14 protein-coding genes and 1 pseudogene are annotated in these 14,520 nt (G+C 69.5%); 11 read left to right on the top strand and 4 right to left on the bottom strand.

Translation table 11 applies throughout. The features are described from left to right. Both LI94_RS16565 and LI94_RS16560 read left to right on the top strand, forming a co-directional pair. A partial coding sequence (locus LI94_RS16565) for an AMP-binding protein (protein WP_052739962.1) occupies positions 1-1,116 on the top strand: 1,116 nt, incomplete at its 5' end. A 119-nt stretch (positions 1,117-1,235) separates the two neighbouring features. Then, positions 1,236-1,451 carry a hypothetical protein gene (locus tag LI94_RS16560; protein ID WP_231384320.1) on the top strand — a complete coding sequence of 72 codons (216 nt, stop codon included), beginning with the start codon at positions 1,236-1,238 and terminating at the stop codon, positions 1,449-1,451. Between the two features lie 6 nt (positions 1,452-1,457). Here the strand turns inward: LI94_RS16560 and dapD are convergent, their stop codons facing one another. Further along, on the bottom strand, positions 1,458-2,411 hold the full coding sequence (gene dapD, locus LI94_RS16555) for a 2,3,4,5-tetrahydropyridine-2,6-dicarboxylate N-succinyltransferase (RefSeq protein ID WP_024442952.1): 954 nt from the start codon (positions 2,409-2,411) through the stop codon (positions 1,458-1,460). 115 nt (positions 2,412-2,526) lie between these two features. Between dapD and dapE the strand changes: the two genes are divergently transcribed. Continuing rightward, positions 2,527-3,606 carry a succinyl-diaminopimelate desuccinylase gene (gene dapE, locus LI94_RS16550; protein ID WP_046301862.1) on the top strand — a complete coding sequence of 360 codons (1,080 nt, stop codon included), beginning with the start codon at positions 2,527-2,529 and terminating at the stop codon, positions 3,604-3,606. On the opposite strand, the gene LI94_RS16545 is transcribed toward dapE, so the two are convergent. Further along, the gene (locus tag LI94_RS16545) at positions 3,596-5,626 is read right to left on the bottom strand and encodes an ATPase AAA (protein WP_046301861.1); all 2,031 of its coding nucleotides are present in this window, start codon (positions 5,624-5,626) and stop codon (positions 3,596-3,598) included. The genes dapE and LI94_RS16545 overlap by 11 nt on opposite strands. Positions 5,627-5,672: 46 nt before the next feature. Between LI94_RS16545 and LI94_RS16540 the strand changes: the two genes are divergently transcribed. From LI94_RS16540 to LI94_RS22470, 7 genes are all read left to right on the top strand, one after another. After that, on the top strand, positions 5,673-6,236 hold the full coding sequence (locus LI94_RS16540; RefSeq protein WP_024442955.1) for a TIGR00730 family Rossman fold protein: 564 nt from the start codon (positions 5,673-5,675) through the stop codon (positions 6,234-6,236). Between the two features lie 32 nt (positions 6,237-6,268). Beyond that, entirely contained in the window at positions 6,269-8,065 is a 1,797-nt protein-coding gene (gene fadD6, locus LI94_RS16535; RefSeq protein ID WP_046301860.1) for a long-chain-acyl-CoA synthetase FadD6, read from the top strand. A gap of 89 nt (positions 8,066-8,154) precedes the next feature. Further along, positions 8,155-8,979, top strand: a complete 825-nt coding sequence (folP, locus tag LI94_RS16530; protein ID WP_239651254.1) for a dihydropteroate synthase — start codon at positions 8,155-8,157, stop codon at positions 8,977-8,979. Continuing rightward, positions 8,976-9,923, top strand: coding sequence for a glucosyl-3-phosphoglycerate synthase (locus tag LI94_RS16525; protein WP_024442958.1), 948 nt, complete (start codon positions 8,976-8,978; stop codon positions 9,921-9,923). Before folP ends, LI94_RS16525 begins: the two co-directional genes overlap by 4 nt. Before the next feature lie 103 nt (positions 9,924-10,026). Next, on the top strand, positions 10,027-10,338 hold the full coding sequence (locus tag LI94_RS16520; protein WP_024442959.1) for a DivIVA domain-containing protein: 312 nt from the start codon (positions 10,027-10,029) through the stop codon (positions 10,336-10,338). Next, on the top strand, positions 10,335-10,910 hold the full coding sequence (locus LI94_RS16515; RefSeq protein ID WP_081654595.1) for a DNA-3-methyladenine glycosylase I: 576 nt from the start codon (positions 10,335-10,337) through the stop codon (positions 10,908-10,910). Before LI94_RS16520 ends, LI94_RS16515 begins: the two co-directional genes overlap by 4 nt. A 166-nt stretch (positions 10,911-11,076) precedes the next feature. Next, positions 11,077-11,247 carry a DUF3117 domain-containing protein gene (locus tag LI94_RS22470; RefSeq protein ID WP_064998965.1) on the top strand — a complete coding sequence of 57 codons (171 nt, stop codon included), beginning with the start codon at positions 11,077-11,079 and terminating at the stop codon, positions 11,245-11,247. A gap of 46 nt (positions 11,248-11,293) precedes the next feature. Here the strand turns inward: LI94_RS22470 and glgA are convergent, their stop codons facing one another. Next, positions 11,294-12,454 (bottom strand): glycogen synthase, encoded by a 1,161-nt coding sequence (gene glgA, locus LI94_RS16510; protein WP_046301858.1) that lies wholly within the window; start codon positions 12,452-12,454, stop codon positions 11,294-11,296. A 129-nt stretch (positions 12,455-12,583) separates the two neighbouring features. Between glgA and glgC the strand changes: the two genes are divergently transcribed. Then, entirely contained in the window at positions 12,584-13,798 is a 1,215-nt protein-coding gene (gene glgC, locus LI94_RS16505) for a glucose-1-phosphate adenylyltransferase (protein ID WP_024442962.1), read from the top strand. Positions 13,799-13,865: 67 nt separating this feature from the next. On the opposite strand, the pseudogene LI94_RS24605 reads toward glgC, so the two are convergent. Next, a pseudogene (locus LI94_RS24605) lies at positions 13,866-14,239 on the bottom strand (DUF2599 domain-containing protein). Positions 14,240-14,520 lie beyond the last annotated feature (281 nt).

Raw genomic sequence — 14,520 nt, 5'->3', positions numbered from 1 at the left:
TCTCCTTCGTCGAGCCTCGCTGAACCGCCGGGTCCGAGCGGCGGTCCCAGCTTCGCCTCTCCTTCGTCGAGCCTCGCTGAACCGCCGGGCGAAGAGACCGCGCTGATCATCTACACCTCCGGCACCACCGGACCGCCCAAAGGTGTGCAACTGAGCCGGCGGGCGCTGGCCGCGGACCTCGACGCCCTGGCGCAGGCCTGGCAGTGGAGCCCCGATGACGTGCTGGTCCACGGCTTGCCGATGTATCACGTGCACGGCTTGGTCTTGGGCTTGTTGGGTTCGTTGCGGGTGGGCAACCGCTTCGTACACACCGGCAAGCCGACGCCGGAGGCATACGCGGCCGCGGGCGGCACGCTGTATTTCGGGGTGCCCACCGTGTGGTCGCGAGTGGTCGCCGACGCGAGCGCCGCCGCAGCGCTGCGGCCGGCGCGGCTGCTGGTCTCGGGCAGCGCGGCGCTTCCCGTCCCGGTGTTCGACGCCCTCGTCGCCCAGACCGGTCACGCACCCATCGAGAGGTACGGCAGTACCGAGTCGCTGATCACGGTGAGCACGCGGGTCGACGGCGAGCGCCGCCCGGGATGGGTGGGTCTGCCGTTGCATGGGGTGCAGACCAAGCTCGTCGCCGATGACGGTGGCCCGGTGCCGCACGACGGGGCGACGATCGGGCGGCTCGCGGTGCGCGGGCCGACACTGTTCAACGGTTACCTCAACCGGCCCGACGCCACCGCCGAGGCATTCGACGCCGATGGGTGGTACCGCACCGGGGACGTGGCCGTGATCGACGGCGACGGTATGCATCGGATCGTCGGCCGCGAATCGGTCGATCTGATCAAGACCGGCGGCTTCCGGGTCGGGGCCGGTGAGATCGAGACGGCGTTGCTGGGCCATCCCGCGGTTTGCGAAGTGGCCGTCGTCGGATTGCCCGACGAAGACCTGGGGCAGCGGATCGTCGCATTCGTGGTCGCCTCGGCGCCATGTGCTGGGCTGCCCAGCGAATTGATCGACTATGTCGGTCAACAGCTTTCGGCGCACAAGCGGCCTCGTGAGGTGCGGATCGTGGATGCTTTGCCGCGCAACGCGATGGGAAAGGTGCTCAAGAAGGCGCTGCTGACGTAGGCTCCGCTTGCGCGAATGGAAACCAGAAGGGTGGCCCCGTGAAGGCTAGGAACCGATTCAGTCTCGCCGCTGTCACCGTTGTTGCCTGCGCGTCGGTCCTACTCGGTGGATGCTCGGCGGTGGACAAGGTCATCAACAAAGGTGGCGACACCACCTGCGGAGAGTTCAACGGCCACACCGACGAGAAGCAGCGCGCCGAGATCTCCAAGATGCTCAAGGACTCCAAGGGCGGCGAGCCGTCGAACCTGGAGCTGTCGGGAACGCAGGTTGCGGTCAGCGCTTACTGCAAGACGATCGGGAAAGACAGCGACAAGATCAGCAGGGTAATGCTGTAACGCTGCTTAGTTGGCGTGCAGGTCCTCGTTGAGCGCGATGCCCTGACCGTCACGGGCCACCACCTCGACCGCGCCGGTCTGCGAGTTGCGGCGGAACAGCAGGTTGTTTCCGCCGGCCAGGTCGCGGGCCTTGGCCGTGCTGCCGTCGGGCAGGGTGACCTTGGTTCCGGCGGTGACGTAGAGCCCGGCCTCGACCACGCAGTCGTCGCCCAGTGGGATGCCCAGTCCGGCGTTCGCGCCCAGCAAGCAGCGCTGGCCGATCGAAATCACCTGGGTCCCACCGCCGGACAGCGTGCCCATGATCGAAGCGCCGCCGCCGACATCGGAGCCGTCGCCGACCACCACACCGGCGGAGATGCGGCCTTCGACCATCGAGGCGCCCAGCGTGCCCGCGTTGAAGTTGACGAATCCTTCGTGCATCACTGTGGTCCCGGATGCCAGGTGCGCGCCGAGGCGCACCCGGTCGGCGTCGGCGATACGCACGCCGGACGGCAGCACGTAGTCGACCATGCGGGGGAACTTGTCCACGCCGTAGACCGTCACCGGGCCGCGCCGGCGCAACCGGGCCCGAGTCGACTCGAACCCCTCCACGGCGCACGGACCGTAATTGGTCCACACCACGTTGGTCAGCACGCCGAAAAGTCCGCCGGCGTTGAGCCCGTGCGGCACCACCAGTCGGTGCGACAGCAGGTGCAGGCGCAGGTAGGCGTCGTAGGCGTCGGCAGCGGTGTCGTCCAGTGATCCGATCACGGTGCGCACCGCGACCGTCTCAGTGCCGCGGTCTTCGTCACGCCCGAGCAGTCCGGCCAACTCGGCGGGCACCTCATCCGCGCCAAGGCGGGTCGTCCCGGGCTGGCCCGAGCCACCCAACTCCGGTGCGGGAAACCAGGTGTCGAGCACCGATCCGTCTGCGGCCAGCGTCGCTATCCCGACGCCCGAAGCTCCAGTCACGCCGGTCAGGCTACGTTCTTTCGGCGAACAGTGCCCCAGCGGGGGTGCCCCCAGCAAAAGTCCCGGCGCGCCCCGGCGGGTTCACATCTGCTCGGCGGCCACGCGCACGCACTAGGCTGAATCCGTGCTGGACCTGCACTCCGACCCGATTGCCCTGACCGCGGCGCTGGTGGACATTCCCAGCGAGTCGCGGCGCGAAGCGCGCATCGCCGACGAGGTCGAAGCCGCACTGCGGGCGCAGGCCCCCGGCTTCGAGATCGTCCGCGACGGCGACGCGGTACTGGCCCGCACGCACCTGGGACGCCCGAACCGGGTGTTGCTGGCCGGGCATCTGGACACCGTGCCGGTGGCCGGCAACCTGCCCAGCCGGCGCACCAGCACCGCTGACGAGGGCGACGTGCTGCACGGTTGCGGCACCGTCGACATGAAATCCGGTGTCGCCGTCTTCCTGCACCTGGCCGCCACCCTCACCGAACCGGTGCACGACCTGACCTGCGTGTTCTACGACTGCGAGGAGATCGAGGCAGCCGCCAACGGGCTGGGCCGCATCGAGCGCAACCTGCCGGACTGGCTGGCGGCGGACCTCGCCATCCTCGGCGAGCCCACCGGCGGCTACATCGAGGCCGGCTGCCAGGGCACCCTGCGGGTCGTCGTCACCGCGGCCGGTACCCGGGCGCATTCGGCGCGGTCCTGGCTGGGCGACAACGCCATCCACAAACTGGGGGCGGTGCTGAATCGGCTGGCCGCCTACCAGCCGCGCAGTATCGACATCGACGGCTGTGTCTACCGGGAGGGCCTGTCGGCGGTGCGCATCGACGGCGGGGTGGCCGGCAACGTCATCCCCGATGCCGCGAGCGTGACCGTGAACTTCCGCTTCGCCCCGGACCGCACGCCCCACGAGGCGCTGATCCACGTTCAGGAGGTGTTCGACGGCCTGCACGTGAAGATCGAGCAGACCGACTGCGCCGCCGGCGCCCTGCCGGGGCTCACCGCACCCGCCGCCGCCGCGCTGGTGTCCGCCGCTGACGGACAGGTGCGGGCCAAGTACGGCTGGACCGACGTCTCCCGGTTCGCCGCCCGCGGCATTCCCGCGGTCAACTACGGCCCCGGTGATCCCAACCTGGCCCATACCGTCGACGAGCGGGTGCCGGTCGCGCAGATCAGCACGGTGGCCGAGCTGCTGCGCGGCTTCCTCAGCTCCTGAGCCGGTTCAGCGCGGTCCGGCCGAACGCGCAGTCGACTTCGTCGCACAGCCGGCTCAACGGGTCGACGGCCCGGGCATCGCCGAGCTGGGCGGCGGTGTCCCAAGCCTGCAGCGCCACCGCGGACTGCCCGGTGCGTTCGGCCATCTTGGCGGCTTCTCGGGCCGCGGCGATCGCCCCATGTTGGTCGCGCATGCCGGCCCGCTGCCAAGCCCGCGCCACCCCCAGCTCCGGAGCGAACAGCGCTGACTTGGTGCCGTGCCGGGATTCGGCCCGGCTCAATGCCTTTGCCGCACCGGCGATGTCGGACTGGCGGGCCAGTGCGGTGGCAAGAAGCGTCAGCGACAGCGGGCCCCACGAATAGCCGGTGCGCTCCAGCGTGGCCGTGGCCGGCACCAACATTGCGGTCGCAGCCTCGTACTCTTCGGCGGCGATCAGCACCTGCGCCACCAGCACCTCGCCGATAGCCCGGCCGGGCTGGGACAGCTCGGCGAAATCGGTGAATTGCCAGGCTAGCTCGCGGGCGTCGTCGAGCCGGTCGTCCATCAGCAGAGCGGTGATCTCGGCGAGCCCGACAGTGAACCGCAGCACCCCGGGATGTTCGGCGTCCAGGGCACGGCGCGCTAAGGGGCCGACGTCGTCGAAGCGACCGGATCGCGCCGCGCACAGCGCCGCGGCGCTGCCCGCCCACGCCACCGCCATGTCGTCGGCGGCCGGGTCGGCCAGGACCTCGGTGGCGGCCTGCACGGCGCGACCGATGTTGCCGGCATTCATCGCGAAGGTGGCGCCGAGCGCATCCAGGGTGATGCGCGGGGCCACGCCGGTCACCCGGCTACGCGTGGCCGCCAGGAAGGCGGTGGCGCGTTCGGGCTCGCCCAGCATGAAGAACTGATTGGCGGCCCGCGGCAGCGCCCAGGCCATCAGCTCCGGCTCGCTGAGGCCGGCCGGGTCGACGGCCGCCAGTACCGCGTCGGCGTCGCGCCCACGGCTCTGCCAACCCAGCGCGTGCGCCAGCGCCAGCCGCGCCGCCAGTCCGTCCGACCGATCCAGGGCGTGACGGGCCAGCCGCTCACCCAGTTGCAGATCGCCCAGTCTCAGCGCCTGCTGCGCGGCCTCCACCACCTCGGCGGCGGGCTGCGGGGCGTCGCTGTCGGCGGACAGCGCTGCCAGCCGCAACTGCTCGCCGACGTGTGCGCAGGGCCGGGAGGTCAGCCTGCCGACCACGTCGGTACGCCGGGCACGCGCATCCTCGACTCCGAGAGCGCCGCGGGCACGCTCAGCGAACAGCGGGTGAGCGGTGTAGACCACCGGGTCCGGCTCGCGGCCGCCGCGAGCGCGGGTCTCCACCGCGCCCAGCTCCTCGGCGTGGCGGACCGCGTCGGCGCTGGTGAGGCTGATCAGATCGACCAGCGCCAGCGGCTCGAAGACGGCCAGGTAGTCCAGCACCGCACGAGCGTCGGCCGGCAAGCCCGCCACGAAGGCGTCCACGTCACGGCCGGCCTCACCCGCCGCAGCTGCGGCGGTGATATCGATGCGAGTCAGCAGGTCGTCGCCCCACAGTGCGGTGATCGGCGGCGGTGGAGCTGGGGAGCAGTCGGCGCGCCCGGTGACGATCACTCGGGCCGACCCGGTCAGGGCCAGCTGGTAGACCAGCGTCGCCGATAAGATGTCGAGCAGATGGGCGTCATCGACCACCAGCAGCAGCTCGCCCGCCGCATCGACCAACGAGGCGCGCGCCGCCCGCAGCAGCGCGGCCGGCTTGCCGATGTCGGCCACCGCAACCAGATGGCTGAAGGCGCCGAACGGCATGTCGCGCTCGGCGGGGGTGCCGATCACCCAGCACACTCGCGTCCCGGGATGGCGGTCGGCGTAATCCTCGGCCGCCAACCGGGCCAGGGTGGACTTGCCGCACCCGTCGGGACCGAGCACCACCGCGCCGGCCCGGGCCGCGCCGGGGTCCAGTGCTGCGGTGAGTTGATGCAACGCCGCCGAGTGCTCGGGAATGTTCCACCGGATCGGCATCGCCGAGAGTTTACGGTCTGAGCCAACCGCCCGATAGCCTTTCGGTGTGCGGTCGAGCGAATGGGCGGTCTGTGTCTACTGCGCGTCGGGCCCCAACGATCCGGCACTGCTGGCGCTGGCCGCCAAGGTCGGTGCCGCGATCGCCGAGCGGGGCTGGACGCTGGTGTGGGGAGGCGGCAACGTCTCGGCGATGGGCGCGCTTGCGGTGGCCGCCCGCGAGCGCGGCGGGCACACCGTCGGGGTGATCCCCAAGGCGCTGCTGCACCGCGAGGTGGCCGACGTCGACGCCGACGAGCTGATCGTCACCGACACCATGCGCGAGCGAAAGCAGGTGATGGATGACCGCGCCGACGCATTCCTGACCCTGCCCGGCGGTATCGGCACGCTGGAAGAGCTGTTCGAAACATGGACGGCCGGGTATCTGGGGATGCACGACAAAGAGGTGGTGCTCCTCGATCCCGATGGCCACTTCGAGGGGCTGTGGACGTGGCTGTCGGGGCTCATCGACACCGGTTTCGTGTCCCGGCGTGCGATGGATCGCCTGCTGGTGTTCGGCGATATGGAGGCGGCGCTGGACGCCTGTTCACCCGGTACCGCCGGTAGCGGTTAAGCTCTCGATTTTCGGCGAAATGAGGCGATAAAGTGTCCGACCACGACTCCGGCACCGTCACCCAGGTGGGACTGGTCGACGTTCTGGCCCGCACCCCCCGCCTGTTGGCCGACGCGCCGACCATCCTGCGCGGGCTGTGGACCGGACTGCGGGCCCGGCCCACCTCCAAGGCCTCGATCGGCAAGGTCTTCCAGGATCGCGCGGCCCAACTCGGTGACCGGGTCTTCATCCGGTTCGGCGAGCAGCACCTGACCTACCGCGAAGCCAACGAGACCGTGAACCGCTACGCCGCGGTGCTGGCCGCGCGCGGCGTCGGCCACGGCGACGTCGTCGGGATCATGCTGCGCAACTCCCCGGACGCGGTGCTGATGATGCTGGCCGTCGCCAAATGCGGTGGGGTGGCCGGCATGCTCAACTACCACCAGCGCGGTGATGTGCTGGCCCACAGTCTGGACCTGCTGGGCGCCGCCTTGCTGGTTGCGGAGTCCGATCTGGTCGATGCCGTCAAGGAGTGTGGCCGCACCGACGCGCCGGTGACCATCGAGGAGTTCCGGCGGCTGGCCGCCACCGCACCGGACGGCAACCCCGCATCGGTCAACGCGGTACTGGCCAAGGACACCGCGTTCTACATCTTCACCTCCGGCACCACCGGCTACCCCAAGGCCAGCGTGATGACGCACTACCGCTGGTTGCGTGCGCTGGCCACCTTCGGAGGTGTCGGGCTGCGCCTGCGCGGCAGCGACACGCTGTACTGCTGCCTGCCGCTGTACCACAACAACGCGCTGACGGTCGCGGTGTCGTCGGTGCTCAACGCCGGCGCCACGCTGGCCCTGGGCAAGTCATTCTCGGCCTCACGGTTCTGGGACGAGGTGATCGCCGCGGACGCCACGGCGTTCGTCTACATCGGCGAGCTCTGCCGGTATCTGCTCAACCAGCCCGCCAAGCCCACCGACCGTGCACACCAGGTGCGGGTGATCGCAGGCAACGGGCTGCGGCCGGAGATCTGGGACGAGTTCACCCACCGGTTCGGGATCAAGCGGGTCTGCGAGTTCTACGCCGCCAGCGAGAGCAACAGTGCCTTCCTCAACGTGTTCAACGTGCCGCGCAGCACCGGTGTCTATCCGTTGCCGCTGGCCTACGTGCAATACGACCCCGACACCGGCCTGCCGCTGCGCGGCCCGGACGGCTGGGTGCAGCGAGTGCCTGCCGGCCAGCCCGGGCTGTTGCTGAGCCCGGTGAACCGGTTCTCGCCGTTCGACGGCTACACCGATCCCGAGGCCAACGAGAAGAAGCTGGTGCGCAACGCCTTCCGCGAAGGGGACTGCTGGTTCAACACCGGTGACCTGATGCGCCCGCAGGGCATGGGGCATGCCGCATTCGTCGACCGGCTCGGCGACACCTTCCGGTGGAAGGGCGAGAACGTCGCCACCACCCAGGTCGAGGCCGCGCTGAGCGTCGACGACGCGATCGAGGAGTGCGCCGTCTACGGCGTCGAGGTGCCCGGGACCGGTGGCCGTGCCGGGATGGCCGCGGTCAAACTGCGCGACGGCGTGACCTTCGACGGGCCGGGGCTGGCCGCCGTGGTCTTCGACCAGCTGCCTTCCTATGCGGTGCCGTTGTTCGTGCGGGTGGTGCCGTCGATGTCCCACACCACCACGTTCAAGAGTCGCAAGGTTGAGCTGCGCGAGCAGGGCTACGGCGACGGTGGCCAGGACGAGGGAGCGATCGAGGACCCGCTGTACGTGCTGGCCGGCCGCGACGAAGGCTACGTGCCCTTCTACGCCGACTACCCCGACGAAGTGGCCGCCGGTAAGCGACCGCAGGGCTGACCGAGTAGCTGCGCAGCGGTACCGGGCACCATAGACAGGTGCAGTCCCACTTCTGCGGTCGTCCGGTGGCGGCCGATCGAGCGCTGATCATGGCGATCGTCAACCGCACCCCCGACTCGTTCTACGACGCGGGCGCCACGTTCACCGACGAGGCGGCCAAGTCCGCCGTGCACCGCGCCGTAGCCGACGGCGCCGACGTCATCGACGTCGGCGGGGTCAAGGCCGGGCCGGGGGAGACCGTCGACGCCGACACCGAGACCGCGCGGGTGGTGCCGTTCATCGAATGGCTGCGCAGCGCTTATCCCGAGCAGCTGATCAGCGTGGACACCTGGCGTGCGGAGGTGGCCAAACGCGCCTGCGCGGCCGGTGCCGACCTGATCAACGACACTTGGGCCGGGATCGACCCGGACCTGCCGGCGGTGGCCTCCGAGTTCGGGGCGGGGCTGGTCTGCTCGCACACCGGAGGCGCCAAACCGCGCACCCGTCCCTTCCGGGTGAGCTACGGCACCAGCGTCGACGGGGTGGTGAAAGCGGTGATCAGCGAGGTCACCGCGGCCGCGGAACGGGCGGTGGAGGCCGGGGTGGCCCGGGATCGGGTGCTGATCGATCCCACCCATGATTTCGGCAAGAACACCTTCCACGGGCTAGCGTTGTTACGACATACGGAGGATTTGGTCGGTACCGGATGGCCGGTGCTGATGGCGCTCTCCAACAAAGACTTCATCGGGGAGACTCTTGGAGTGGGTCTCACCGAACGACTGGACGGAACATTGGCGGCCACCGCGTTGGCGGCGGCCGCTGGAGCCCGGATGTTTCGGGTTCACGAGGTCGGGCCGACCCGGCGCGTACTGGAGATGGTGGCATCGATCCAGGGCGTGCGGGCCCCGACCCGCACAGTAAGGGGACTCGCATGACCGACCTGGTCTCGGCGCCGGGCGACACCCGGCTGTCCGGGCGCACCTGGACCCGGCCGCAGTGGACGGTGGCCGAGCTGCTGGCTGCCAAGGCCAAGACCGGTCGCAGCGTCTCGGTGGTGCTGCCCGCGCTGAACGAGCAGGCGACCATCGAATCGGTCATCGACAGCATCACGCCGCTGGTCGACAACCTGGTCGACGAGCTGATCGTGCTGGACTCCGGGTCCACCGATGACACCGAGATCCGCTCGATCGCGGCCGGCGCGCGCGTCGTCAGCCGCGAACAGGCGGTCCCGGAGGTGCCCCCGCAGCCCGGTAAGGGCGAAGCCCTGTGGCGGTCGCTGGCGGCCACCAGCGGTGACATCGTGGTGTTCATCGACTCCGATCTGATCGACCCCGACCCGATGTTCGTGCCCAACCTGGTGGGGCCCCTGCTGACCGGGGACGGCGTCCACCTCGTCAAGGGTTTCTACCGGCGGCCGTTGAAGGTCAACGGCACCGAGGAACCCACCGGCGGTGGTCGGGTCACCGAGCTGGTGGCCCGACCGTTGTTGACCGCGCTGCGCCCCGATCTGGGTGCGGTGATCCAGCCGTTGGGTGGGGAGTACGCCGGCAGTCGTGAACTGTTGGCGTCGGTTCCGTTCGCACCCGGCTACGGGGTGGAGATCGGGCTGTTGATCGACACCTACGACCGGCTGGGGCTGGAGGCGATCGCCCAGGTCAACCTCGGTGTACGGGCGCACCGCAATCGCCCGTTGGCCGAGTTGGCCCTGATGAGCCGCCAAGTCATCGCCACCTTGCTGTCGCGCTGCGGCGTCCCCGATTCCGGGGTGGGCCTGACCCAGTTCGTCGCCGACGGCCCGGATGGAATGGATTATCTGCCGCGCACCACCCCGTTGTCGCTGGTCGACCGGCCACCGATGAACACCCTGCGCCAGCGTTGATCCTGGCGATCGCCAGCGCGGCGGAGCCGGGCGCAGCGGGTCGCCAGCGTTGATCCGTTCGGCACCGCCCCTCATGTCGGTGTGATGAGGCACTATCGATGCCGTGACACTGGTGTTGCTGTATCTCGTTGTGCTCGTGCTCACCGCGTTGCTGCTGTTCGGGGTGGCCAGCACGCTGTTCGGCCGGGGTGAGCAGCTGCCGCCGCTGCCGCGCGCGACGACGGCGACCATGCTGCCGGCGTCCGGGGTCACCGGTGCCGACGTCGACGCGGTCAAGTTCTCCCAGGTGCTGCGCGGCTACAACACCGGTGAGGTCGACTGGGTGCTGGAGCGCCTCGGGGCCGAGCTCGACCAACTCCGCGGCGAGCTCGCCGCGGCGCAGGCGGCCGCCGAGACGGCAGCGGAGTCGCGTTGAGCGGCGTGCCCGACGACGGCCAGATCCGGTGTGGCTGGGTCGACGGCGCCTCCGTGCTGTACCGCGACTACCACGACCAGGAGTGGGGACGTCCGGTGCGGGACTCGACCGCACTGTTCGAGCGGGTCAGCCTGGAAGCATTCCAGAGCGGGCTGTCGTGGCTGGTGATACTGCGTAAGCGGGAGAACTTCCGGCGGGCGTTCGCCGGCTTCGACGTGGAGACCGTCGCACGCTTCACCGACGCCGACGTGGCCCGGCTGATGGACGACGCCGGCATCGTGCGCAACCGAGCCAAGATCGAGGCGACGATCGCCAACGCCCGGGCGACCGTCGACCTCGGTTCCACCGATTTGGCGGACCTGTTGTGGTCGTTCGCCCCGCCGCCGCGTCCGCGTCCGGCGGACCTGTCGGCAATTCCGGCCGTCACGCCGGAATCGACGGCGATGGCGCGCGAATTGAAGCGTCGCGGGTTCCGATTCGTGGGACCCACTACCGCCTATGCGTTGATGCAGGCCACGGGCATGGTCGACGACCACGTCCGGGCATGCTGGGTGCCACCGGTAACCGGTTAGATCCATTAAAATGCACTACGGAATCGGGTCTTGTGCACGCGCCGTCGCCGATAGGGGAGAATGGCGGAGTGAAACTGCAGTTCGATGCCGGACGCTGCGACTGCCGTGCACACCCGGCGCAGATCATGGGCACGGCCTGCGGGCTGGTACCTGGAGGGAGCACTCGATGGCGGCGATGAAGCCCCGGACCGGCGACGGTCCGTTGGAAGCGACCAAAGAGGGGCGAGGCATCGTGATGCGAGTACCGCTTGAGGGCGGTGGACGACTGGTCGTCGAGTTGACTCCGGATGAGGCCGCCGCCCTCGGCGACGAACTCAAAGCCGTCACCAGCGGCTAAGGCGATCGCAGCGGGTCGCCGTAAGTACCCAGAGCGTGACGGTGGGCTAGCGGCCCGCCTGCCGGTAGACCGCCAAGGTCTGCTCGGCCACTCGCGCCCAGGAGAACACCTCCTCGCAGCGACGCCTGCCGGCGTCGCCGTAGCGCTGCGCACGGGCCGGGTCGGTGATCAACGCGTTGACGGCTTCGGCGAGTTCGGCGTGATACCCGTCCGGATCGGCGGCGTCATAGTGGACCAGGGTGCCGGTCTGCCCGTCGGTGACCACCTCTGGGATACCGCCGACGTCGGAGGCGACCACCGCCGTGCCGCAGGCCATCGCCTCCAGATTGACGATGCCCAACGGCTCGTAGACCGACGGGCACACAAAAACTGTTGCCGCCGACAGTAGTTCGCGGATCTTGCGAGCGGGCAGGGTCTCCTGGATCCAGAACACCCCGCTGCGGGTGGCGGCCAGATCGGCCACCGCGGCACTGACCTCATCGGCGATCTCCGGGGTGTCCGGGGCACCTGCGCACAACACCAGTTGCGCGTCCGGGTGAAACCGGTGCGCGGCGGCCACCAGATGAGCCACCCCCTTCTGCCGGGTGATCCGCCCGACGAACGCCACCATGGGCCGGGCCGGATCGACACCGAGCTCGGCGGGCATCGAATCCGGGCCGGTGGGCTGCGGACGCCAGACCGCGGTGTCGATGCCGCTGTAGATCACGTGCACGCGGTCGGGGCGCAGATCCGGGTAAACCCGCAGCAGATCGTCGCGCATGGCCGAGCTGACCGCGATGACCGCGTCGGCGGCGATCGTCGCTTCCTTCTCGGCCCACGACGACACCCGGTAGCCGCCCCCCAGCTGTTCGGCCTTCCAGGGGCGCAGCGGCTCCAGTGAGTGCGCGGTCAGCACATGCGGGATGTCGTACAGCAACGCCGCCAGCCGGCCGGCCAGGGCGGTGTACCAGGTGTGGGAGTGTGCGACATCGGCGGTGCTGAGGGCGTCGACCATGGTCAGGTCGGCCGACAGCGTCCCGAGTGCCGGATTGGCGTCGCGCAGCGCCGGATCGGGCTGATGCGCGTGTGCGCCCGGCCGGGGCGCGCCCATGCAGTGCACGTCGACGTGACACAACCGTCGTAGTGCCTCGACCAGGTTGGTGACGTGGACGCCCGCGCCGCCATAGATCTCCGGAGGGTATTCCCGAGTCAGCATCGCCACCCGCATAACCGGCACGGTATCGGTCGCCGATCACCGGCCGCGCAGCGGATCGATCGGTGATTTTTTGGTAAAGAACGTTCGCCAATCGTGCGGTCAACCTGGCAGGGGTCCGAAGCGGCCGATAGGTTTGTGGCCATGAGGGAAGCGCCGCATGTGCTGGGCATCGTCCTGGCCGGTGGGGAGGGCAAGCGGCTGCATCCGCTGACCGCCGACCGAGCCAAGCCGGCGGTGCCGTTCGGGGGTGCCTACCGGTTGATCGACTTTGTGCTGTCGAATCTGGTCAATGCGCGCTACCTGCGGATTTGTGTTCTGACGCAGTACAAGTCGCATTCCCTGGACCGGCACATCTCGCAGAACTGGCGGTTGAGCGGCCTGGCGGGGGAGTACATCACCCCGGTGCCCGCCCAGCAGCGCCTCGGCCCGCGCTGGTACACGGGGTCCGCCGATGCCATCTATCAATCGCTGAACCTGATCTTCGACGAAGACCCGGACTACATCGTGGTGTTCGGAGCCGACCACGTGTACCGGATGGACCCCGAACAGATGGTGCGCTTCCACATCGCCAGTGGGGCCGGGGCGACGGTCGCCGGGGTGCGGGTGCCGCGCGCGGAGGCGTCCTCGTTCGGTTGCATCGACGCCGACGACTCCGGCCGGATCCGCGGTTTCCTGGAGAAGCCGGCGAACCCGCCCGGCACACCCGATGACCCAGAAAGCACGTATGTGTCGATGGGCAACTATGTGTTCACCACCAAGGTGCTGATCGATGCGATCCGCGCCGACGCCGACGATGATCACTCCGACCACGACATGGGTGGCGACATCATGCCGCGCCTGGTGGCCGACGGAATGGCCGCGGTCTACGACTTCTCCGACAATGAGGTACCTGGCGCCACCGAGCGCGACCGCGGCTACTGGCGTGACGTCGGAACCCTGGACGCGTTCTACGACGCGCACATGGACTTGGTGTCAGCACACCCGGTGTTCAACCTGTACAACAACCGCTGGCCGATTCACGGCGCGACCGAGAATCTGGCACCCGCGAAGTTCGTCAACGGGGGCTCGGCGCAGGAATCGGTGGTCGGCGCCGGCAGCGTCATCTCGGCAGGCTCCGTGCGCAACTCGGTGCTGTCGTCAAACGTGGTGATCGATGACGGCGCGATCGTGGAGGACAGCGTGATCATGCCCGGGGCCCGGGTGGGGCGCGGCGCTGTGGTGCGGCACGCGATCCTCGACAAGAACGTCGTGGTCGGCCCCGGCGAGATGATCGGAGTCGACCTGGAGAAGGACCGGGAACGGTTCTCCATCAGCGCCGGCGGCGTGGTCGCCGTCGGCAAGGGCGTGTGGATTTAGCGGCGATCGCCACCGCCTCGCCGAGCGTGAAGCCATCTTCACGCTGGCGAGGCATCAGGCTCCGGCCTTAGAACGGCTCTTCCGCGCCGCCGGCGTTGCAGCCGTGGGCGAGCAGATCCAACGTGCTCACCTCCGGGCGCCACGGCTCCAGGTTCCAACTGGTCTTGCCGGGCTGGATGAACTCGGCGAACTGCCAGTGACACAGGAACTGTGCGCGCATACCGGCGTTGTTGGCCTCCGGGTTGCGCTTGAGGACCTCCGCCCAGGCCTGCTCGCCCTGGCGCAGGGTGCCGGGCTCGCCGGCCTCGGTTCGGGCGGTCTCGGTCGGATAGACACGCAAGCTGGTTCCGCCGTCATAGGTCACCCACTGGGTGTTGGCGACATACGGCGCCGCGCTGATGCCCGCGGCCCCCAGGAAGCCGCCGGAGCCGCCCAGGCCACCCGCGCCGCCTTCACCGCCGAGGCCGCCGTCGCCGCCGCGGCCGAACAACAGACCGCCCGCGCCGCCGTCGCCGCCGGCGCCGCCGTTTTCGTCCCCGTCGCCCGCACCGCCGGCGCCGCCGTCGCCCCCGCGACCCAGCCACCAGGCGCCGGCGCCGCCCACTCCGCCGTCACCGCCGATGTCTCCTGCCACACCGATGCCCCCGGCGCCGCCGGTGCCTCCGGTGCCCAGCAGCATGCCGACTCCCACGCCCTGTCTCTTATACACATCTGACGCTGCC

Source organism: Mycobacterium sp. UM_Kg27 (assembly GCF_000972905.1).
In the GTDB taxonomy this organism is placed as follows: Bacteria; Actinomycetota; Actinomycetes; order Mycobacteriales; family Mycobacteriaceae; genus Mycobacterium.
The sequence above is the reverse complement of the archived record's forward strand: the minus strand, read 5'-3'. Positions and strand labels throughout refer to the sequence as shown.

Coding starts and splice junctions, on each gene's coding strand:
- LI94_RS16545 (WP_046301861.1), bottom strand. CDS start 5,626: ATGCCGATCCGGTGGAACATTCCCGAGCACTCGGCGGCGTTGCATCAA.
- folP (WP_239651254.1), top strand. CDS start 8,155: ATGGCGATCGTCAACCGCACCCCCGACTCGTTCTACGACGCGGGCGCC.
- LI94_RS16525 (WP_024442958.1), top strand. CDS start 8,976: ATGACCGACCTGGTCTCGGCGCCGGGCGACACCCGGCTGTCCGGGCGC.
- LI94_RS22470 (WP_064998965.1), top strand. CDS start 11,077: ATGGCGGCGATGAAGCCCCGGACCGGCGACGGTCCGTTGGAAGCGACC.
- glgA (WP_046301858.1), bottom strand. CDS start 12,454: ATGCGGGTGGCGATGCTGACTCGGGAATACCCTCCGGAGATCTATGGC.
- glgC (WP_024442962.1), top strand. CDS start 12,584: ATGAGGGAAGCGCCGCATGTGCTGGGCATCGTCCTGGCCGGTGGGGAG.